Below are 21,517 nucleotides of genomic sequence, written 5' to 3' on the forward strand. Positions count from 1 at the left end.
GGCCACGACGGTGGCAACGGCGAAGCCGCGCCGCTGCGCGACCCATTGGGCCAGCTCATCAGCGATGTCCAGCATGTGGGTCTCCTTGGCGACGCCGTTCCGTTGTGGGCAGCGGCCCCATCGTTGTGGGAAACGTGCCCCCAACCGCTGCGGGCAATCGTGCCGCTGGGGCGATGGGGGTACCTCCCATGCCTTTAAGGCAATGGGGGAGGGTGGGCGCAGCGGCACCCGACGGCGGATCACCCCTCCGCCCTCGGGTAACCCCCGACGGGGGACCAGTACGCGAAAGGGCACCCGCCGTCGTGTGTTGTGCCCACCCTCCTCCAGCTACCGCTGGGAGGTGCCCCCAGCTCTGCGGAACGCCTGCCCACAACGTTGGGGGCGCAGGCAGGCCACGCGGCCCGCAGCGGCGCCGGCGTTGCACCGCCGCCGTCGGCGGCGCGCCTACGCCATCCCCGTCAGGTGCTCCGGGCGGACCGGGGTCCGGGCGAGTTCCAGGCCCGTCGCTGCCCGGATCGCCGCCAGCACCGCCGGCGTCGAAGACAGCGTCGGCGCCTCCCCGACACCCCGCAGCCCGTACGGGGCATGCTCGTCGGCCAGTTCCAGCACGTCGACGGGAATCGTCGGCGTATCGAGGATCGTGGGGATCAGGTAATCCGTGAAGGACGGATTCCTGACCTTCGCCGTCCTCGGGTCGACGAGGATCTCCTCCATCACCGCCATACCCAGCCCCTGTGTGGTGCCGCCCTGGATCTGGCCGACGACGGACAGCGGGTTGAGAGCCTTGCCGACGTCCTGGGCGCAGGCCAGTTCGATGACCTTGACCAGCCCCAGCTCCGTGTCGACCTCGACGACGGCCCGGTGCGCGGCGAACGAGTACTGGACATGCCCGTTGCCCTGCCCGGTGCGCAGGTCGAACGGCTCGGTGGGCCGGTGCCGCCACACCTCCTCGACCTCGACCACCTCGTCCTCCAGGAGGTCCGTCAGATCGGCGAGCGCCTCGCCTCCGTCGGTGACGACCTTGCCGCCCTCCAGCAGCAGTTCGGCGGTGGCCCAGGCCGGGTGGTACGACCCGAACTTGCGGCGCCCGATCTCCAGGACCTTCTCGCGGACGAGTTCGCAGGCGTATTTGACGGCGCCGCCCGTGACGTACGTCTGACGGGACGCGGACGTCGAACCCGCGCTGCCCACCTGCGTGTCCGCCGGTTGGATGGTCACCTGAGTGACACCCAGCTCTGTGCGGGCGATCTGCGCGTGGACGGTGACACCACCCTGCCCGACCTCCGCCATGGCGGTGTGGACGACCGCGACCGGCTCCCCGCCCACCACCTCCATACGCACCCGCGCGGTGGAGTAGTCGTCGAAGCCCTCGGAGAAGCCGACGTTCTTGATGCCGACCGCGTAGCCCACACCCCGTACGACGCCCTCGCCGTGCGTCGTGTTGGACAGGCCACCGGGCAGCTGGCGCACGTCGGCGCCCTCGGTGGTCTCCCACTGGCGCTCCGGCGGGAGAGGCATCGCCTTGACCCGCCGGAGGAGTTCGGCGACCGGGGCCGGTGAGTCGACGCGCTGCCCGGTCGGCATGACAGACCCCTGTTCCATGGCGTTCAGCTGCCGGAACTCCACCGGATCCATGCCGAGCTTCGCGGCGAGCTTGTCCATCTGCGCCTCGTATGCGAAGCACGCCTGGACCGCGCCGAACCCGCGCATGGCGCCGCAGGGCGGGTTGTTGGTGTAGAGGGCGATGACCTCGATGTCGACGTCGTCGATGACGTACGGGCCGGCGCCGAGCGAGGCGGCGTTGCCCACGACCGCAGGCGAGGAGGACGCATACGCCCCGCCGTCCAGAACGATGCGGCACTTCACGTGGGTCAACTTGCCGTCGCGCGTGGCCCCGTGCTCGTAGTACAGCTTCGCGGGGTGGCGGTGGACGTGTCCGAAGAAGGACTCGAAGCGGTTGTAGACGATCTTCACCGGCTTGCCCGTGCGCAGCGCCAGCAGGCACGCGTGGATCTGCATCGACAGGTCCTCACGGCCTCCGAACGCGCCGCCGACGCCCGCCAGCGTCATACGGACCTTGTCCTCCGGCAGGCCCAGCACGGGCGCGATCTGGCGGAGGTCGGCGTGCAGCCACTGGGTGGCGATGTAGAGATCGACGCCGCCGTCCTCGGCGGGGACGGCAAGGCCCGACTCTGGGCCGAGGAACGCCTGGTCCTGCATGCCGAAGACGTACTCGCCCTCGACGATCACGTCGGCACGCCCCCGGGCCTCCTCCACGTCGCCGCGCACGATCGGCTGGCGGTGGACGATGTTCGGGTGCGGGGCGTGGGGGGCGTGGTGATCCGTGCGCCCCGGGTGGAGGACCGGTGCGTCCGGCGCGGTCGCGGTCGCCTCGTCCGTCACGATCGGCAGCTCGCGATACTCGACCTTGATCTTGGCGGCGGCGCGGCGCGCGGTCTCCGGGTGGTCGGCGGCGACGATCGCGACCGGCTCGCCGTGGTGGCGTACGCGGCCGTTGGCGAGTACGGGGGTGTCCTGGATCTCCAGGCCGTAGTTCCGCACGTCCGTGGGCAGGTCGTCGTACGTCATGACGGCGTACACACCGGGCTGGGCGAGCGCCTCGCTCGTGTCGATCGACACGATCTCCGCATGCGCGACCGGGGAGCGCAGAATGTGGCCCCACAACATGTCCTCGTGCCACATATCGGACGAGTAGGCGAACTCCCCGGTGACCTTCAGGGTGCCGTCGGGGCGCAGCGTGGACTCGCCGATGCCGCCGCTGGTCCGGGAGCCCTGCGTGATGTTGGTGGGCGTGCCCGTGGTTCCCATGGTCAGACCCCCTCGGACTGCCGGGCGGCCGCGAGGCGGACCGCGTCGAGGATCTTCTCGTAGCCGGTGCACCGGCAGAGGTTGCCCGACAGCGCCTCGCGGATGTCCGCGTCGGACGGGTTCGGGTTGCGCTCCAGCATCTCGTCGGCGGCGACCAGCAGTCCGGGCGTGCAGAAGCCGCACTGCACGGCACCGGCGTCGATGAACGCCTGCTGGATCGGCGAGAGCGTCGCACGCGGGGAGGTGGCCGTACCTTCGCCGGTCGCGGAGTCCGTCGGCCGGGATTCCCACTGCCGGGCCGCGTCGAGCGACGTACCAGGGCCGGATGTGCCGCAGGCGGCCGTGGCGCAACCACCGCCCGCCGACCGCTGCTTGGCGTAGTCGGCCAGCCCCTCGACCGTCACCACGTCCCGGCCCTCCACCTGCCCGGCAGCGACCAGGCACGCACACACCGGCACCCCGTCCAGGCGGACCGTGCACGAACCGCATTCGCCCTGCTCACAGGCGTTCTTGGAGCCGGGCAGGCCGAGGCGCTCACGCAGCACGTACAGCAGGCTCTCACCCTCCCACACGTCGTCGGCCTCCTGCCGGCGGCCGTTCACGCGGAACGTCACTCGCATTACGCAGCTCCCTCGGTGGTGCGGGCGGTGCCGCGGTATGACTCCCAGGTCCAGGTCAGGGTGCGGCGGGCCATGACGCCGACGGCGTGGCGGCGGTAGCTCGCCGTACCGCGGACGTCGTCGATCGGGTTGCAGGCAGCCGCGCACAGGACGGCGAAATGCTTGGCGACCGACGGGGTGATGATCTTCCCGTTGTCCCAGAAGCCGCCCTCGTCGAGCGCCGCGTTCAGGAACTCCTCGGCGGCCTTGGCGCGGATCGGCGTGGGCGCGGCGGAGCCGATGCCCGTGCGTACGGTCCGGGTCTCGGGGTGCAGCGCGAGGCCGAACGCGCATACGGCGATGACCATGGCGTTGCGTGTGCCGACCTTCGAGTACTGCTGCGGACCGTCGGCCTTCTTGATGTGGATCGCCCGGATGAGCTCGTCGGGGGCGAGTGCGTTGCGCTTCACGCCGGTGTAGAACGCGTCGATCGGGATGAGCCGGGAGCCGCGTACCGACTGGACCTCGACCTCGGCTCCGGCGGCGAGCAGCGCCGGGTGCGCGTCCCCGGCGGGCGAGGCGGTGCCGAGGTTGCCGCCGACGCCGCCGCGGTTGCGGATCTGCGGGGACGCCACGGTGTGCGAGGCCAGGGCCAGGCCCGGCATCTCGGCCCGCAGATGCTCCATGATCCGCGTGTACGGGACGGAGGCGCCGAGGCGGACGGTGTCCTCGCCGACCTCCCACTCGCCCAGCTCGCCGATGCGGTTCAGGTCCAGGAGGTACTCGGGCCGCCGGTGGTCGAAGTTGATCTCGACCATCACATCGGTGCCACCCGCGATCGGCACGGCCGTGGGGTGCGCCGCCTTCGCGGCGAGCGCCTCCTCCCAGCCGGCGGGGCGAAGGAAGTCCATGCTGGCTCTCTTCTTCTGAGTTCAGCTCGTTCATGTGGTGTTCACGCGGATCAAGGTCAGTACACAGCGCTGTACTCCGCCGGGGTCAGTCACGGAAACCATGAAGGAGTTGGCTGACCAGAGCACTACTCTTGTAGATTCGTATGAACGGCGATCCCCGGTAACACCGTCGTCTTCGCCCGGAAACGACGACCGCCGGATCCGCACCACAGGCACCATCGAGAAAGATCGGCGGCGACGAGAACCATGCGCCTGCGCGCACTGCTGGACACCGACGCGCTGGGGCTGCGGCTGCTGGGCGGCGAGAGCGAGCTGGACCGCACCGTACGCGGTGTGATGACGACGGACCTGCGGGACCCCAGCCGCTATCTCTCCGGCGGTGAGCTGGTGCTCACCGGCCTGGCCTGGTGGCGCGGCGCCGCGGACTCCGAGCCGTTCGTACGGATCCTGACCGCCGCCGGGGTGTCGGCGCTGGCGGCCGGTGAGGCCGAGCTCGGCGCCGTCCCCGACGATCTCGTCGAGGCCTGCGCGCGCCACCGCCTGCCGCTGTTCTCGGTCGACGAGTCCGTGGCCTTCGCCACGATCACCGAGCATGTCGTACGTCAGGTGTCCGGCGAGCGCGCGGGCGACCTGGCGGCCGTGGTGGACCGGCACCGCCGTCTGATGACGCCGGGCCCGGGCGGCGGCGGCCCCGACGCGGTGCTCGACCTGCTCCGCTCCGACCTGGACCTGCGCGCGTGGGTGCTCTCGCCCACCGGGCGGGCCATCGCGGGCTCGACCAACGGGGGGCCCGCTTCGGCGCCGGACGTGCGCGCCAGGCTCGCGGCCGAGCATCTGGCGGCGGTCCGCACCGGGCGGCGCGGCCCCTACCGGGTGACGGTGGGCACCACGACGTACTCGCTGTTCCCCGTCCGCAGCTCGGGGCACCGTCCGACCACGGCTACGGGCCCGGGCGCGGCGGGCTCGCGCGACGTACGCGAGACCGTGCTGTCCGACTGGCTGCTCGCCGTCGAGGCCGACGCCGGGGACTGGCCCGAGGAGCGCCTCGACCTGCTGCACGGCGTCACCCAGCTGATCGCGGTCGAACGGGACCGGCGGGACGCGGCGCGCACGGTGCGGCGCCGGCTCGCCCAGGAGGTCCTGGAGCTGGTGCAGGCCGGGGCTGCCCCGGCCGAGATCGCGGCGCGGCTGCGGGTGGCCGCGCCCGTGCTGCTGCCCGGGCTCGGCGTGGCGCCGCACTGGCAGGTCGTCGTGGCGGGCGTCGAGTGGGAGGGCGGTGACGTCGAGGGCGGACCTGTGGCCCAGGCGCTGCTGGAGGAGATCCTCGTCGACCCCCGGTCGTCCGGGCCCGAGCCGTCCGACCGTATCGCCGTCGCCCACACGGGTACGGAGGCGATCGCGCTGGTGCCGCTGTCGTCGGTGTCCGCTCAGCGCGACGATGGGGGTGCCTCCCATGCCCTCAAGGCAATGGGGGAGGAGTCGGGGCTGTCCGCGGAGGGCGTGCTGGAGGCCGTACGGGACCCGCTGTCGGCGGGCCTCGCCGATGACGGGCGGCTTACGCTCGGCGTCAGTGCCGCCGTCCACTCGGCGGAGGGCCTGCGCGGCGCCCTGGAGGAGGCCCGGCACGCCCGCCGTGTCGCGGCCGCCCGTCCCGGCCGGGTGTGCGCCGCCGGTCACCAGGAGCTGGCGTCCCATGTCCTGCTGCTGCCGTTCGTGCCGGACGATGTGCGCCGCGCGTTCACGGCCCGCCTGCTCGACCCGCTGCGCGACTACGACCGGCGCCACCGGGCGGAGCTCATCCCCACGCTGGAGGCGTTCCTCGACTGCGACGGCTCCTGGACCCGTTGCGCCACCCGTCTGCACCTGCACGTCAACACGTTGCGTTATCGGATAGGGCGAATCGAGCAGTTGACGAGCCGTGATCTGTCGCGCCTCGAGGACAAGTTGGACTTCTTCCTCGCCCTTCGCATGAGCTGAGGCGCCCGCGCTGACGCGCACGGTGCGTGACACCGCCGATTGCCGGGTCGGCGGGCGCGGCAGGGTCATCCGGGGCGCCTGACGAGTTGACGGGTACACCGCCTGAATCAGTCCCCGTCGGTCCACGACCGGCTCCCACACTTTGTGAAATCCTTCACCCACCCCCTTGGCCGGGCGCTCGGATTCATGCTGAGATTCCGCCACGACTCAACAGCTCAATGGTGTGCTCGGGGAGGGCAACGTGGCGCATCCCGCCATGTCTGGTATCGGAACGACTGCAGGGGACGATCCACTCCAGACCGCGGTATGGCGGCTGCGCTCACGCGCCTGCTGGACCGATGCGGCCGCCCTGCTCGAACCGCGCGCCGGCGACGACGCCGAAGCCGCGCTGCAGCGGGTCGCGCTCCTGGTGGAGCAGTGCCTGTACACCGAGCAGGGGTGGGCCGAGGCCGAGGACGCACTGCGTACGGCGGAGGCGCTGGCCCATGACGACGACGAGCGGGGGGCGGCCGCGTGCGAGCGCGGGCACCTCGCGTACGCCGCGACGCTGCTCGGAGTACGGGACCGGGCCGACGAGGCGCGGGCCGCGCTGGGGCGGGCCGCGGCGCTCATCGCCCCGGGCGCACCGGCGCGGGCGCTCCTCGACTTCCGGCGCGGGCTGATCGCCGAGAACCTCGCGGGTTCGCCGCAGGCCGCCCGCGCCGCCTACCGCCGCGCCCATGCCGGGGCCACCGCGCACGGCGACACGCTGCTGCTCTCCTTCACCTGGCGCCATCTGGCCGGACTGGCCCTCCGCGAGGGCGAACTGGCCGAGGCCCGCCACGGCTTCGCCGAGTCCCTCCGCATCCGCGAGGAGCTCGGCTACCTGGTCGGCACGGCTCCCGCGCTGGCGTCTCTGGCCGACGCGGAGACGGAACCGGAGGCCTCCCGACTGCGCGCGGAGGCGGGGCGCCTCTTCCGGCTGCTCGGCGGCGTGCCGACCTGGCTGGCGAACGGGCTCACACCGCCGGCTACCGCGGTCTGACGCGCGCCTGGCCTGCGGCGGGGTGTGCCTGGTGCCGTCTGTGTCCGGGCCCGCGGATCGGCCTGCAGGCCGGCGTAGAGCTGGCGGCCCGCGATTCAGCCCGTCCGGCGTCTGAGGACCGTGGTCCAGGGGGCGGGTCCATGGTTTCGAGACCCCGGTTACCGGGACCGGCCGCGCAAGCCCGCGGCAACGCGCGCAGCAGGCGCCGGTGCGCTGGGACCGACGGCGCGGCCGCGGGCACACGCCCAGGAGACGGCCGCGGGCACACGGCCCAGGGACGGCGCCGCCGTGACCGCGGGCAACGCCCTCAGGCGGAGCCCGTGAAATGCTCCCGTACCAGCGACTGGACCACGGCCAGATCCTGGGCGATCAGCGCGTCCAGCAGAGCCGTGTGCTCCGCCGCGTCGGCAACGAGGCCGGCGCGGCCACGTGGCGCCTGGCCGTCGGCCAACGGCCACTGGGCGCGGCGGTGCAGGTCCTCGGCGATCTGCACCAGTTGGCGATTGCCGGACAGCGCGAGGACGGCCCGGTGGAAGGCGCGGTCCGACTCCGCGTAGCTCGCGAAGTCGCCGCCGACCGCCGCCGCGACCGTCGCCTCGGCCTGCGGACGCAGCTCGGCCCAGCGGGCCGCGGGCACGGTCCGGGCGAGCCGCAGCATCACGGGCACCTCGATCAGGGCCCGTATCTCCGCGAGTTCGGCCAGCTCCTCGGCGGTGCGCCGGATGACACGGAACCCCCGGTTCGGTACGACCTCCACGGCGCCCTCGAGGGCGAGCTGCTGCATCGCCTCGCGCACCGGCGTCGCGGAGACCCCGAAGCGCTCGCCGAGGACCGGCGCCGAGTAGACCTCGCCCGGGGCGAGCTCGCCCTCCACGAGGGCGGTACGCAAGGCATCGAGAACCTGCCCCCGTACGGAGGACCGCTGAACCGGCCGCCGCGGCGCAAGTGCACCTGACTCCGCCAAGCCGTCCGGGGCCCTGCGCGGCAGGGGCAGCGGCGGTTCGCTGTGGGTGTGCTCGCCGCGGGCCGTGTCGCCGCCCCCGGACGGCCCCGGCGGTGCGGGGGGCCGCTGCTGCTGGGCGGGGGGCAGGTACTGCGACGGCGTGCCCGGTCGGGACCTCGGCACAGCCGTACCGGCTGCGGGCGCCGTCGACGACGCCGTCGGCGCAGCCGGCCGGGGACGCGCCACGAACGGTTCGGACTCGGGCTCGCCGGGACGCGCCACGAACGGTTCGGACGCGGGCTCGGCGGAGTCGTCGGACAGCCCCGTGGGGCCCTGCGTGTCATGCGCGCCGGCCTGCTCCACGAGGTCCTCCTGTCCTGTCCGGCTGACTGTTCTGATCCTGCTCTGATCCTGCTCTGATCCTGCTCTGATCCTGCTCTGATCCTGCTGATGCTGGTGGTCACCCCGAGGCGGAAGAAAAGGTGACCCCACGCACGATAGGGCGAGCAGGCCCTGGTTCAAACCTGGATCACATTGGGTAAGGTAAGGCTTACCTGTTAACGATCGTGATGTGGTGGTGCCCCGCATGTCCCTTGTCGCCCCGCCCGCACAGGCCGAAAGCACCTCTCGCCACGGCGCCGTGCGCCCGGCCCGTTCGGCCGTCGCCGACGCGTATGCCCGGCTGACCGAGGTCTTTCCGGGGCTGGAGATCAGGGAACTGGGGCCGGACGACCCGACCCCGCGGGACGGCGGCTGGGTGGCCGCCACCCGGCTCGCGGAGGGCGGCGCGGCTCTCGACGCCTTCCTCGCCTGGGACAACGCCCAGGTGCTGCGGGACTACGGACAGCAGGCCCGCCCGGACGTCGTCGCCAGCTTCGGACTGCACCGTTACGCCTGGCCCGCCTGCCTGCTCATCACCGTGCCGTGGTTCCTGCACCGGCGCGTGCCCCGCTACCCCGTCGAGCACGTCGCCTTCCAGCGCGCCCGCGGCCGGATGGCCGTCCGGACCGGCGACTTCGCATGCCTGCCGGGCGACCCGGCGGCCGCACTCCCCGGCGCCCGCGTCGTCCCGGACGAGGAGGCCCTGCGCGCCGAGGTGCGCGCGGCGGTCGCCGAGCATCTGGAACCGGTACTGGCGGGCTTCGGACCGCGTATGCGCCGCCGGAGCCGCGCGCTGTGGGGCATGGCGACGGACGAGGTCGTCGAAGGCCTCTGGTACATCGCGCATCTGCTCGGTGAGGAGCAGCGCGCCATGACCGAGCTGGAGCAGCTGCTGCCGGGCGCCACCCAGCCGTACGTAGGCTCGGCCGCGTTCCGGGAGCTGACCGGTCCGAACGGCGAGGCACTGCCCACCCGGGACCGCGCCAGCTGCTGCCTCTTCTACACGCTGCGCCCCGAGGACACCTGCGTCACATGCCCGCGCACCTGCGACGCGGACCGCATCACCAAGCTGAGCGCCGCGACCGGCTGACTCTCCCCGCACAGGTCCACCCCTTACCGCAACCCGTTCCCCGCGAACCACTCTTTCCGGCGCACCTGAATCGAACACAACCGTCGTAACTCAACCGGCAGTTCGAGCAGAAGGCGGCTCTCCGCGGTCCCTCTCCCACCAATGGCGTTCTCTTGCCCCGAAACCCCCTGAGGGTCATCGGGATTGAGCCACTATGGCGCGCGAAACGCCGTAACGCGATGCAAGGGACCCCAGATGAGACTGACCGACATATCGCTCGACTGGCTGCTTCCGGGCGCCGTACTGCTCCTGGGCATGCTGGCGGCGGTGGCGGTGCTCGCGCGCAACAAGCGCGCCGGGGAGAACGCGTCCGCCGACGACTCCTGGGAACGCAGCGAGGAGCGCCGAAGGCGCAAGGAGGCGGTCTACGGCACCGCCTCCTACCTGCTGCTGTTCTGCTGTGCCGCAGTCGCCGCCGCCCTCTCCTTCCACGGCCTGGTCGGTTTCGGCAGGCAGAACCTCAATCTGACCGGCGGCTGGGAGTACCTGGTCCCGTTCGGTCTCGACGGTGCGGCGATGTTCTGCTCCGTTCTCGCGGTGCGCGAGGCCAGCCACGGCGACGCCGCGCTCGGTTCGCGGCTGCTCGTGTGGACGTTCGCGGGCGCGGCCGCCTGGTTCAACTGGGTGCACGCCCCGCGCGGCCTGGACCACGCGGGTGCGCCGCATTTCTTCGCCGGAATGTCGCTGTCGGCGGCGGTCCTGTTCGACCGCGCCCTGAAGCAGACCCGCCGTGCGGCGCTGCGCGAGCAGGGCCTGGTGCCGCGCCCCCTGCCGCAGATCCGCGTCGTACGGTGGCTGCGGGCTCCCCGTGAGACCTTCGCCGCATGGTCGTTGATGCTGCTGGAAGGCGTACGCACCCTGGACGAGGCCGTCGACGAGGTGCGCGAGGACCGGCGGCAGAAGCAGCAGGAGCGGGCGCGGCGGCGCGATCAGGAGAAGCTGGACCGCGCGAGGTTCCGGGCGCTCAGCCGGGGGCCCCTGGGCTGGTCCGTGCGCGCCGGACGCCAGGTGGAGCTGCAGTCGGGACGCCATGTCGAGCTGGGGGCCGGGACCCAGGGCGCGGCGTCGGCACAGGTCGGCGCGGAACCTGCCATACCCCCGCCGGAGCAGCGGCCTTTGCCCGCCCCCTCGCGGCCCTCCCTGCAGCCCGTCAGGAGTGGCACTGAACCGGTCACCGTCGACCTCACCGCCGAGGACGACACCATGACCCTGCCGCGGCTCGACTCCCTCGAGCGGAAACTCAAGGATCTCGAGCAGCAATTCGGCTGACCGTCTGGGACGGCGGTGTCACGGCATCACACCGCGCCGCCGTCCAGTTCGAACCACACCGCCTTCCCCACGCCGTGCCTGTGCACACCCCACGCGTCCGCGAGAGACTGCACCAGTACCAGTCCTCTGCCATGCGTACCGTCACCGGTCTCCGGTACCCGCAGCTGGGGTATGCGGCCCACGAAGTCCCTGACCTCCACCCGGAGGCGGCGGCCGACGGTGGCGGTGAGCACCGCGTCATGGTCGGTGTGCACCAGCGCGTTGGTGACGAGTTCGGTGGTGAGCAGTTCCGCGGTCTCCGATCTTCCCGGGCTCCCCCATTGCCGCAGCAGCTCCCTCAGTGCGCGCCGCGCCTCGGGTACCGCTCGCAGGTCGGACCGTCCGATGGTGCGCCGGAGCAGTGTCTGCTCGTTCGGTCGCGTCGTCGTATCCCCCGTTTCCCCGTCGGTCGACATCTCGGCTGTGCTCGTCGGGGAAGCCCCTGCCGCGCCGGGACCGCCCTCTCGTACCTGCCTCGCCATAACCCCCGCCTGTACGACCGCAGTTGTCGGTTCCCTCCTGATCGAACGCGTACACGGGGATGCATGCCCCACGGGCAGGGCGACACGCATGTCCATTCGTCAACGACTGGGCAGGACGCGGTGGTCGGCGCGGCCCGCCAGCGAAACAGCCCGGCGGTCGTATCAGGGCCGGGGCACGTTACGCAGGTTGGAGCGGGCCATCTGCACCATGCGGCCCACGCCGCCGTCCAGCACGATCTTGGAGGCGGAGAGCGCGAAGCCGGTCACCATCTCGGCGCTGATCCTGGGTGGAATGGAGAGCGCGTTGGGATCGGTGACGATGTCGACGAGCGCGGGCCCCTTGTGGTTGAAGGCGTCCTTCAGCGCGCCCGCGAGCTGCTTGGGCTTCTCCACGCGCGTGCCGTACACCCCGCAGGCGCGCGCCACGGCCGCGAAGTCGGGGTTGTGGTTCGCCGTTCCGTACGACGGCAGCCCGGCGACGAGCATCTCCAGCTCGACCATGCTCAGCGAGGAGTTGTTGAACAGGACGATCTTCACGGGCAGGTCGTGCTGGACGAGGGTGAGGAGGTCGCCCATCAGCATGGAGAATCCGCCGTCGCCCGACATCGAGACGACCTGGCGGCTGCGGTCGGTGAACTGGGCGCCGATCGCCTGCGGCAGCGCGTTGGCCATGGAGCCGTGCGAGAAGGAGCCGATGATGCGGCGCCTGCCGTTCGGTGTGAGATAGCGGGCGGCCCAGACGTTGCACATGCCCGTGTCGACGGTGAACACGGCGTCATCGGCGGCGAGTTCGTCCAGGACGGACGCCACGTACTCGGGGTGGATCGGCACGTGCTTCTCGACCTTGCGGGTGTACGCCTTCACCACGCCCTCGAGGGCGTCGGCGTGCTTCTTCAGCATCTTGTCGAGGAACCGGCGGTTCGTCTTGAGCGCCACCCGCGGCGTCAGACACCGCAGCGTCTCCCTGACGTCACCCCACACGGCCAGGTCCAGCTTCGAGCGGCGGCCGAGATGCTCGGGGCGTACGTCCACCTGCGCGATCTTGACGTCGTCGGGCAGGAAGGCGTTGTACGGGAAGTCGGTGCCGAGCAGGATCAGCAGGTCGCACTCGTGGGTGGCCTCGTAGGCGGCGCCGTAGCCGAGCAAGCCGCTCATGCCGACGTCGTACGGGTTGTCGTACTGGATCCATTCCTTGCCGCGCAGCGCGTGCCCGACAGGGGACTTGATCTTCTCGGCGAACTCCATGACCTCCGCGTGCGCGCCCCGCGTGCCGCTGCCGCAGAAGAGCGTGACCCGTTCGGCCTCGTCGATCATCTCGGCGAGCTTGTCGATCTCGGCGTCGCCGGGGCGCACGGAGGGGCGCGATGTGACGATCGCGTGCTCGACCGCCTTGTCCGGCGCGGGTTGGTCGGCGATGTCGCCCGGGAGCGAGACGACGCTGACTCCGGAGCGGCCGATGGCGTTCTGGATGGCGGTCTGCAGCAGCCGGGGCATCTGCTTGGGGCTGGAGATCAGCTCGCTGTAGTGGCTGCACTCGCGGAACAGCTGGTCGGGGTGGGTCTCCTGGAAGTAGCCGAGGCCGATCTCGCTGGAGGGGATGTGCGAGGCGAGGGCCAGCACGGGGGCCATGGAGCGGTGGGCGTCGTACAGGCCGTTGATGAGGTGGAGATTGCCGGGGCCGCAGGAGCCCGCGCAGGCCGTGAGCTCGCCGGTGATCTGGGCTTCCGCGCCGGCCGCGAAGGCCGCGGTCTCCTCGTGCCGGACGTGGACCCAGTCGATGGCGGAGTTGCGGCGGATCCCGTCCACGATGGGGTTGAGGCTGTCGCCGACGACGCCGTACAGGCGCTTGACGCCGGCGCGGACGAGGATGTCGACGAACTGTTCGGCGACGTTCTGCTTGGCCATGCTGCACGCACCTTGAGGAGTGGCTTCACGGACGGACTGCCCACCCCCTCCATGAATCCACAGGGTGCGGGGTTACGCCTCCCACACGGCGGCAGCCGTACGGTCATCGGCGTAGCCCTTCACCCTGACCTGGGTGTCGGCGAGGAACGCCGCCAGCCCTGGCGGGTCGCCGTCCGCCCAGCGCGCCTTGAGGTGTTCGACGAGTCCCGGCTCGCCGCGCAGAGGCTCGGCGAGGCCGCCAGTGCACAGCAGCAGCGTGTCACCCGGTCGGGCTACGGAGGCGCGGAACCGGAACGGTTCACGGGGCGGCTCGGGGGGGGTGTCGTAGGGGGTGGGCGGGGTGGTGATGCCGAGGTCCATGGTGAGCCGGTCGCCGTCCGGGGTCTCGTGCGGTGCGTCGGCGGACGTCTGCGGGGGCAGCGAGCCTCCCCCAGACTCCGTCCGGGGGGACCCCCAGCCGACGACCGCGGGGCCCGTCGTCTCCGCCTCCGCGACGCGCGGCTCGATGTCCTGCCACTCGCCGTCGCGCAGCCGGAACAGGCCCCCGGCGCCGACGCCGAAGAAGACGCGGGTACGGCACTCCGGATCGGCCGGGAGCAGAAGGCAGCGCAGGGTCGCCGCGTACTCCTCGGGCTGGACGCCCAGTTCGGCCGCGCTGGCGCGGAGTTTGCCGAGGCTGCGGTCGGTGAGCCGGTGCAGCCCCGACTTGAGGTCGCCGCGGCGGGCGGCCCGGATGTCCTCGGCGAGGCGGACGTGGCTGCGTCCGACGGCCCGCCCGATCCAGTGGCACGCCTCGGCCGCCGCCCGGTGCGCCCCAGGGGTCGCACGGGCGCCGGTGGCCATGGCGACCAGGACGAGTGCGCTGCTGCCGGTGCCGAAGCGGGCGGTGAGCAGCGAGTCGCGGCGCGGCTCGCCCCGGAACCTCGCGGAGTCGCCGCGCACGGAGGCGGCGCGCAGCGTGCACGAGCCGTACCGGGCGCCGTCCAGGACGGTGTCGGCGACGAGGTCGTCGAGATCGTCAGGGTCGGCGGGCGGAAGGGCGGTGGGCTCGGCCTCGTAGGTGGGCGGGCCGTCGCCCACGTGGAGGACGGTGGGGGGCGGCTCGGCGGGGGTGACGGCGGATGAACCGGGACCGGGAGCGGAGGCGGCTTCGTGGAGCGTTGCGGAGGCGTCACGGCGGCCTGACGCGGAGACTTCGTGTTCTGCCTCGGAGACGTCGCGGCCTGCCGCGGAGACGTCGCGGCCCGCCACGGAAGCATCACGGCGGCCCGCCGCAAAGGCTTCGGGGCGCGGCGCGAGGGCTTCGCCGGGCGCCGTTGGGGCTTCGCCGGGCGGCACAGGGGCTTCGGCGGGCGGCACAGGGGCTTCGGCGGGCGGCACTGGGGCTTCGGTGGGTGCCGCCGAGGCTTCGCCGTGCGGCGCGGAGGCGTCGCGGGGTACCGCCGAGGCTTCGCGGGGTGAGGGCTGGTGCGGTAACCAGGGGGAACCCACGTGCGGGGATGACGGCTGGGCGGGTTCCGGCTCGGGGCGATCGTCCGGCACCCTGGCGCCTGTTACGGCGGCCGCGCCGGCCGCCGATGCCGCGCCCGCCGACGCCGAGTTCGACGCGGGCGGAAACGTCCTGGGCCCCCCGTCCCCGGCGGGCACCTCCCAAGGAGCCCGCCACCGCCCGGTACCGCTGACCGGCTGCTCGGCCCCTTCCCCGGTACCACCGACGGGCCGCCCCGCGCCTCCCTCGGTACCACCGACGGGCCGCCCCGCGCCTCCCCCGGTACCACCGACGGGCCACCCCGCCACTCCCCCGGTGCCACTGACCGGCCACCTGGCCCCGGGACCCGCGTCCGGCCACCCGACGCTGTCGGCCGGTGGCCGGACCTCGTCGGCCGGTTCGCGTGGGTCGGGCATCGCGCCCGGCGCGGCAGACGCCCGGGACGGGCCGGACCCCACCGTGCCCGCCGCGGAGGCGAAGCGGTCCTCCAGGGTGTCGGCCGCGGCCGTCGGGCCCGTGTCCTCGGTGGAGTCGTCGTACAACTGCCCCCACCAGTCGTCCTCATGACCGGTGTGCCTCTCCCCCTGATGGCTCATGCCCCTATTGTCCACAGGACGGGGCGCCCGAAAACGGGGCATCCGGAAATCCCGCACCGCCCCGGTGGAACAAAGCCGCCGGACGGCCCCACCCCCCACGGGAGAGCCGCCCGGCGGCGCCGGTGTGACCTGGGGCTAGCGCACGTCGTAGGCCCGGGTCACGGTCTGGGTGACGGAATTGCCGTTGGCGTCCGTCAGTTCGGACTTCAGAGTGACCGGCTTCCCCGACGCGCCCGCGTGATGCACGGTCGCGGTCCAGGTGCCGTCCTCTACGGCGGTCTTGGCCTCGGTCCAGGTCTGGCCGTCGTCGTAGGAGTACGACAGCTGCGCCGACTCGAGGGCTTCGGGGGTGTAGCCCGCGTGGCCCGTGACGCCGAGGGTGAGCTTCTGGTCGTCCTCGGCTGCCAGGGTCTTCATGCCGTCCTCGGGCAGCCGGTACTGCGGGAAGAGGATCGGCAGGCCCTGCGAGTAGACGCTCTCGTCGAGCTTCGAGCGGAACTCCCAGGTGGTCTGGGTCATGGTGGAGCGCTTCCAGACACGACCCGGGATACCGAACTTCATGGTGGTGAGGGTCAGTTCGTACGCGGCGTCCTCGGCGGGGACCTTCCAGACGCCCCACGGGACGGGGCTGCTCTCCTGCTCTTCGCCGTCGATCCGCAGCTGGATCGACCCGATGTCGCCGAAGCTGCCCTGCAGGCCCGCGTGCTCGCTGTCGCCCCAGAACGCCGGCGCGATGCCGATCAGATCGCCCTGGCGCTCGGCGGCCAGCTCCTGCTCGCCCGCGTCGTCGAGCGGCGCGGTGGGCGCGAGAACCCCGCCGTACCAGCTCTCGGTGCGGCGCTCCCCCGCCTCGTAGGCGTGCTGTGCGTTCAGCATGGACTCGCCGTAAGGGAAGCTGCTGCTCACCCACTGGGAGAACGAGGTGTCCCCGGCCGTGTAGTACTCGGTGCGCTTGCCGGGTGCGGCGACCAGGTCGAAGAGTCCGGTCAGGTAGACGTCGGCGTTCGGCCGGTACGCGGTGACCGCGTCGAGGTAGTCCGCGGCCACACCCATCGCGTGGTACGTCGTCTCGTTGCGGCCGAGCTTGGTGTCGCCCACCTTGTAGGCGCGGTCGGAGGCGAGGGGCGCGTCCTCGGGGAAGGCGAGGTTGTAGACGTACGGACTGGCCGCCGTCGCCTGCCACTTCACGGTGACCGGGCCGGAGGCGAGCCGGTCGAGCAGCTCACCGGCCTCGTCTGCCGGAAGCGCGAGGACCGGCAGGGGGCCGTTGGTCCAGCCGACGGACGGGTACCAGCGGTCCGCGGACGCGTGGTGGGCGACGACGGCTACGGCTCCGGCGTTCTTGGCGTCCTGCGCCTGCTGGTACAGGTACGTCTCGTCGTCCGCCACCTTGATCAGCGCGATCTTGCCCTTGACGTTCGCGGCGGCGAGCTCCGCCGCGGTGCCGCTGCCCGCGTCGACGACCTCGGCCGAGCCGCTGCCGTCGAGGTTGTCGGAGCCGGTACTCGCCGTCACCGGGTGCAGCTGCGGGCCGCCCTCGATGCCGAAGGACTCGATCTGCGGGGCGTAGCGGCGCCAGTAGCTGCCGAACTCGAAGTCGCCGTCGTGGGCACGGCCTTCGACCGAGGCGTAGTAGCCCTTGACCTGCCGGTTGCCGCTCATGGAGCCCCCGTGCAGCCAGGTGTCGTCCCAGGAACGGGCGAAGGCGAGGGTGGTGTTGCGGTCCTCCGTGGGCCGGTCGGTCTCCACGGTGAGCCGGTGTGCCACGCGGGCGTCGAGGACGACGGTGGTGTCCTTGGTGAGCTCGAACTCCGGACGGGCAAGGTACGCAAGGGAGTTCACGAGGTCGCCACCGTTGTCCGTGGTCGCGACGAACGCGGAGAGGAAGTAGCTGCCGGGACGCAGTTCGTACGTCTGGTCGGCAGCGCCTTCGTTGAAGCGGCGCTCGCCGGACGCGTCGTCCGTGCCGATCACGTCGAGGGACGACAAGCCGGAGGCGGGCTCGCCGAGCCGGTCGACGAGCTTCACGCGGAGGGTGACGGTCTCCGGCTGGACGTAGAGCGAGAAGGGCGTGGAGACGGTGACGCCGTCGGCCTCGGCGATCACGCGGCCCGTGACGTCCCCGTACTGGCTGCGCTCGAGATGCGCGGACGGGTCCAGCGTCAGCGGGACCTTGACGGTCTCGCCGGCCGGGACCGTGACGGAGCGCTGTCCGAGCTTGGCGACGGTGGCGTGGACCTTCGTCCCGTCGTTGCCGGTCACGCCCGTCACGGAGAGGTCCAGAGTGACGGGATTGTCAGAGGTGTTGGTGTACGGGACCTCGACGGTGGTGCGGTCGCTGCTGGTCCCCGGCCAGTCGAAGGTGCCGCCCTGGACGGCCGGGGAGCCGAGGACCGTCTGGCCGATGGCGGCCTTGACGTCGAGGCGTCCGCCGCCCGTCTCGCGCACGTCGCCGGGGATGCCGCTGTGTGCGGAGGAGACCAGCGCGGCCTTGAGCTCCTGCGGGCTCCAGTCGGGGTGGCGCTGCTTCAGGATCGCTGCGGCGCCCGCGACATGCGGGGTCGCCATCGACGTACCGGACATCGACTGGTAGGCGTACACGCCGCGTCCGCCGGCCGCCGCCGCGGATATGCCGACGCCGGGTGCGGCGATCTCGGGCTTGAGCGTGTGCGTGTGCGGCGCGGGTCCGGGGCTGGAGAAGGAGGCGGTGGAGTCGTCGCGGTCGACGGCGCCGACGGTCAGCACGCCGGGGGTGCAGCCGGGCGACGAGACCCTGTTGAGGGCGGGTCCGGAGTTGCCGGCGGCCACGACGAACAACGTGTCCGAGGTGCCGGCGAGTTCCTCGGCCGCGATGCTCATCGGGTCCGTGCAGTCGGTGGGCTCGGGGCTGCCGAGGCTCATCGAGACGACGTCGGCCTTCTGGTCGACGGCCCACTGCATGCCGGCGATGATCCAGGAGGTCTCGCCGTAGCCGTAGTCGTTGAGGACCTTCCCGGCGAGGAGCCGCGTGCCGGGCGCGACGCCCTTCTTCTTGCCGTCGCTCGCCGCGCCGGAGCCGCCCACCGTGGAGATGGTGTGGGTGCCGTGGCCGTCGCGGTCGTCGGCGGTGTCGGAGTCGGTGAAGTTCCTGGACTCGGCGATACGGTCCTTGAGGTCCGGATGGTCGGCGTCAGCACCGGTGTCGAGGACGGCGACGGTGGTGCCGGTGCCGTCGTACCCGGCGGCCCAGGCCTCGGGGGCGCCCACCTGCTTGGTGGAGCGGTCGAGGGTCGCCTCCACCTTGGCGTCCAGCCACAGCTTCTTCAGATCGCCGGCGGCGCGGGAGCGGGAGTTGGTGACATCGGCCCAGAAGTCGGCGGCCTTCTTCTTGTCGGCCTTCAGCGCGACACCGTCGACCGCGTCCAGGACCCGCTTGCGCTCGGAGCCGCGCGGGGCGGCGGGTGCGCTCTCGGCGACGTCGACGGACGTGTCGTACGTCGCGATGAGCGGCAACTGGTCGGTGTGCGCGTCGTCATAGCCCTGGCGCACCAGGCCCGTGACGTTGAAGAGCTGCTCGTCGGCCTTCCCGGAAGCGATCGCGGGGATGGCGCTCTCGGGGTAGACGTACAGGTCCTTGCCCGACTGGCGTGTCTGTACGAGGGGCTGGGTGCCGTCCTCGTGCGGCAGCACCGTGGCGGTGCTGCGGCCGTCCTTGTCGGTGCGGACGACGACGCGGTCGCCGGTGACCAGGGTGACCGTGGCCTGTCGGGTCCCGTCGCCCTGTGCGGCGGCGGGGCTGCCGACCAGAGGCCTCGTGCCGTCGGCCGCGCCGTCCCGGGGTTGTGCCCCTGACGGTGCGACCGCCGTGACGGCCAGCACGGCAGTGATCGCCGCCGTTACCGCCGTACGCGGTGTCGCGCGCATCGCACTCCCAAATCTTCCGAATCCGCCCAGGTCAGGCAGGCCAAAGCCGCCACAGAAGGCGGCAATTGGTACTGCGGTGGCGCCACCTTGGCAGAGAGACAGGTGGTGCGGCGATGATGTCCGGGGGCGGGTTTGCGCCGTGGCTGTTTCCCGCCACAGCGCCCCGCCTGGAACCGACACCTGGGGAGGGACGTCGCCGCATGCTGGCTGCGATAGGTCTGGACGAGACGCACGAATCGGCGTACCGAGCGCTCGTATCGGTGGGGGCCGCCGAAGTGCCCGATCTCGCACGGCGGCTGACGCTGGGCGAGTACGACACGGAGCGTGCACTGCGCCGCCTGGAGCGCCACGGTCTGGCCGCGCAGTCGTCGGCCCGGCCGGGACGCTGGGTCGCGGCGCCGCCCGGCGTCGCGCTCGGCGCGCTCCTCACGCAGCAGCGGCACGAACTCGAGAAGGCGGAGCTGGCGGCCGCGCTGCTCGCCGAGGAGTACCGCTCCCAGGCCGCCGAGCCCGCGGTGCACGATCTGGTGGAGGTGGTCACCGGCGCGGCCGCCGTCTCGCAGCGCTTCCTCCAGTTGCAGCTCGGCGCGACCGACGAGGTCTGCGCGCTGGTGACCGGCAAACCCGTCGCGGTCTCCGGCATGGACAACGACGCGGAGGAGCAGGCGGCGAATCGGGGTGTCGCCTACCGGGTGGTGATCGAGCGCGAGGTGCTGTCCCTGCCCACCGGGCTCACGGAGCTGTCGGCCGCGCTGGGCCGCAACGAGCAGGTACGGGTCGTGGACCGGGTACCGACGAAGCTGGTCGTCGCGGACCGGGCGACCGCCATGGTGCCCCTCACCTCACGGGCCGCCGAGCCCGCCGCGGTCGTCGTCCACGCGAGCGGGCTGCTGGAGTCGCTGACCGGCCTGTTCGAGGCGGTGTGGCGCGAGGCGCTGCCGCTGCGCCTGGGCGAGGACGGCGAGGCCACCGAGGAGGAGCCGGAGGCGCCCGACGGCACCGACCTGGAGATCCTCTCGCTGCTGCTGGCCGGACTGACGGACGCGAGCGTCGCCAAGCAGCTGGACCTGGGCCTGCGCACGGTGCAGCGCCGAGTGAAGCGGCTGATGGAACTGGCGGGCGTGACGACCCGTCTGCAGCTGGGCTGGCATGCGTACGAGCGGGGGTGGGTGGCGCGGCATGCGCGGGTGCCCCAGGACTGACTGGCCCTGACCGACACCGACGGACACTGAGGGAGGACGAGAGGCCGACCGGCACCGGCGGACACTTACGGCGGCCGAGAGACCGACCGGCACCGACGGACACTGACGGCGGCCCAGAGACCGACCGGCACCGACGGACACTGACCGAGGCTGACCGGCAGCGACCGGCACTGACCGACAGCGGCCGACTGGACGCGGCCGCGTGGGGCCTCGGGGCGCGACACGACGCATCTGACCTGCGGGCCCCTCCGGTCTCGGGCACGCTGGGCAGATGGGAGTGTGGGAGCTCCTGCTGGTCGGCGTGGTGATGCTGCTCGGCCTGTGCGGAGTGCTGGTGCCCGGGGTGCCGGGATCGTGGCTGGTATGGGCCGCGGTGCTGTGGTGGGCGCTGCTGGATCCCACGGGCCTCGCGTGGGCCGTGCTCGCGGGTACGACCGTGGTGCTGCTGGTGTCCCAGGCCGTCCGCTGGCAACTGCCGCCCGGTCGGCTGATCCGGCGCGGCGGCACGCGCCGGATCCCGGTGTGGGCGGGGGTGGGAGCGCTCGTCGGGTTCGTCGTGGTCCCGGTGATCGGGGCGATTCCCGGCTTCGTGTCCGGGATCTATCTGTCGGAGCGGCTGCGGCTGGGCCGGCACGGCGACGCTCTGTCCGCCACGCGCACGGCGATGCGGTCCGGCGGCAGGAGCGTGCTGGCGGAGCTCTTCGCGTGCCTGCTGATCCTGGCGGCCTGGCTCGGGGCGGTCATCTGGGGCTGACGCACGGGGGCTGCGCGCACGTCGGGGCGCCGTCCAATGAGGCCTCCACCCTCCACGTACGCACCGGACACATCGGATCTCTCCC

General features: G+C 72.2%; 14 protein-coding genes. 6 read left to right on the forward strand and 8 right to left on the reverse strand.

Translation table 11 applies throughout. The annotated features are described in order from the left end of the window. Positions 1 to 444 precede the first annotated feature (444 nt). From pucD to H1D24_RS33080, 3 genes are read right to left on the reverse strand one after another with little or no spacing between them, the layout of a single operon-like run. Positions 445 to 2,829, reverse strand: coding sequence for a xanthine dehydrogenase subunit D (gene pucD, locus H1D24_RS33070; protein WP_181661422.1), 2,385 nt, complete (start codon positions 2,827 to 2,829; stop codon positions 445 to 447). A gap of 2 nt (positions 2,830 to 2,831) precedes the next feature. Further along, positions 2,832 to 3,449: a (2Fe-2S)-binding protein gene (locus H1D24_RS33075; RefSeq protein WP_181661423.1), complete on the reverse strand. Its 618-nt coding sequence runs from the start codon at positions 3,447 to 3,449 to the stop codon at positions 2,832 to 2,834. Further along, complete coding sequence (locus H1D24_RS33080; protein ID WP_181661424.1) at positions 3,449 to 4,339, reverse strand: FAD binding domain-containing protein; 891 nt, start codon at positions 4,337 to 4,339, stop codon at positions 3,449 to 3,451. Before H1D24_RS33080 ends, H1D24_RS33075 begins: the two co-directional genes overlap by 1 nt. 246 nt (positions 4,340 to 4,585) lie before the next feature. Here H1D24_RS33080 and H1D24_RS33085 point away from each other — a divergent pair, with 246 nt between their 5' ends. Further along, positions 4,586 to 6,316 carry a PucR family transcriptional regulator gene (locus H1D24_RS33085; protein WP_181661425.1) on the forward strand — a complete coding sequence of 577 codons (1,731 nt, stop codon included), beginning with the start codon at positions 4,586 to 4,588 and terminating at the stop codon, positions 6,314 to 6,316. 241 nt (positions 6,317 to 6,557) lie between these two features. Next, positions 6,558 to 7,340, forward strand: a complete 783-nt coding sequence (locus H1D24_RS33090) for a hypothetical protein (protein ID WP_181661426.1) — start codon at positions 6,558 to 6,560, stop codon at positions 7,338 to 7,340. 307 nt (positions 7,341 to 7,647) lie between these two features. On the opposite strand, the gene H1D24_RS33095 is transcribed toward H1D24_RS33090, so the two are convergent. Beyond that, positions 7,648 to 8,430, reverse strand: a complete 783-nt coding sequence (locus H1D24_RS33095) for a GntR family transcriptional regulator (RefSeq protein WP_181661482.1) — start codon at positions 8,428 to 8,430, stop codon at positions 7,648 to 7,650. Positions 8,431 to 8,869: 439 nt separating this feature from the next. Between H1D24_RS33095 and H1D24_RS33100 the strand changes: the two genes are divergently transcribed. Together H1D24_RS33100 and H1D24_RS33105 are read left to right on the forward strand one after the other, a co-directional pair. Then, positions 8,870 to 9,754, forward strand: coding sequence for a (2Fe-2S)-binding protein (locus tag H1D24_RS33100; RefSeq protein ID WP_181661427.1), 885 nt, complete (start codon positions 8,870 to 8,872; stop codon positions 9,752 to 9,754). Between the two features lie 234 nt (positions 9,755 to 9,988). Then, complete coding sequence (locus H1D24_RS33105; protein WP_181661428.1) at positions 9,989 to 11,062, forward strand: DUF2637 domain-containing protein; 1,074 nt, start codon at positions 9,989 to 9,991, stop codon at positions 11,060 to 11,062. Positions 11,063 to 11,088: 26 nt separating this feature from the next. On the opposite strand, the gene H1D24_RS33110 is transcribed toward H1D24_RS33105, so the two are convergent. The 4 genes from H1D24_RS33110 to H1D24_RS33125 all read right to left on the reverse strand — a co-directional run bounded on the left by H1D24_RS33110 (position 11,089) and on the right by H1D24_RS33125 (position 19,476). Further along, positions 11,089 to 11,517 (reverse strand): ATP-binding protein, encoded by a 429-nt coding sequence (locus tag H1D24_RS33110; RefSeq protein WP_258564500.1) that lies wholly within the window; start codon positions 11,515 to 11,517, stop codon positions 11,089 to 11,091. Between the two features lie 228 nt (positions 11,518 to 11,745). Then, positions 11,746 to 13,488 (reverse strand): pyruvate dehydrogenase, encoded by a 1,743-nt coding sequence (locus H1D24_RS33115; protein WP_181661430.1) that lies wholly within the window; start codon positions 13,486 to 13,488, stop codon positions 11,746 to 11,748. 72 nt (positions 13,489 to 13,560) lie between these two features. Next, positions 13,561 to 15,573 carry a protein phosphatase 2C domain-containing protein gene (locus tag H1D24_RS41835; protein ID WP_220137524.1) on the reverse strand — a complete coding sequence of 671 codons (2,013 nt, stop codon included), beginning with the start codon at positions 15,571 to 15,573 and terminating at the stop codon, positions 13,561 to 13,563. A gap of 135 nt (positions 15,574 to 15,708) precedes the next feature. Beyond that, the gene (locus H1D24_RS33125; RefSeq protein WP_181661431.1) at positions 15,709 to 19,476 is read right to left on the reverse strand and encodes a S8 family peptidase; all 3,768 of its coding nucleotides are present in this window, start codon (positions 19,474 to 19,476) and stop codon (positions 15,709 to 15,711) included. A gap of 200 nt (positions 19,477 to 19,676) precedes the next feature. Between H1D24_RS33125 and H1D24_RS33130 the strand changes: the two genes are divergently transcribed. Both H1D24_RS33130 and H1D24_RS33135 read left to right on the forward strand, forming a co-directional pair. Next, positions 19,677 to 20,678, forward strand: coding sequence for a helix-turn-helix transcriptional regulator (locus H1D24_RS33130; protein WP_181661432.1), 1,002 nt, complete (start codon positions 19,677 to 19,679; stop codon positions 20,676 to 20,678). Positions 20,679 to 20,949: 271 nt separating this feature from the next. Further along, the gene (locus tag H1D24_RS33135; protein ID WP_181661433.1) at positions 20,950 to 21,432 is read left to right on the forward strand and encodes a DUF456 domain-containing protein; all 483 of its coding nucleotides are present in this window, start codon (positions 20,950 to 20,952) and stop codon (positions 21,430 to 21,432) included. Positions 21,433 to 21,517 lie beyond the last annotated feature (85 nt).

The organism is Streptomyces himalayensis subsp. himalayensis, from assembly GCF_013778455.1.
In the GTDB taxonomy this organism is placed as follows: Bacteria; Actinomycetota; Actinomycetes; order Streptomycetales; family Streptomycetaceae; genus Streptomyces; species Streptomyces himalayensis.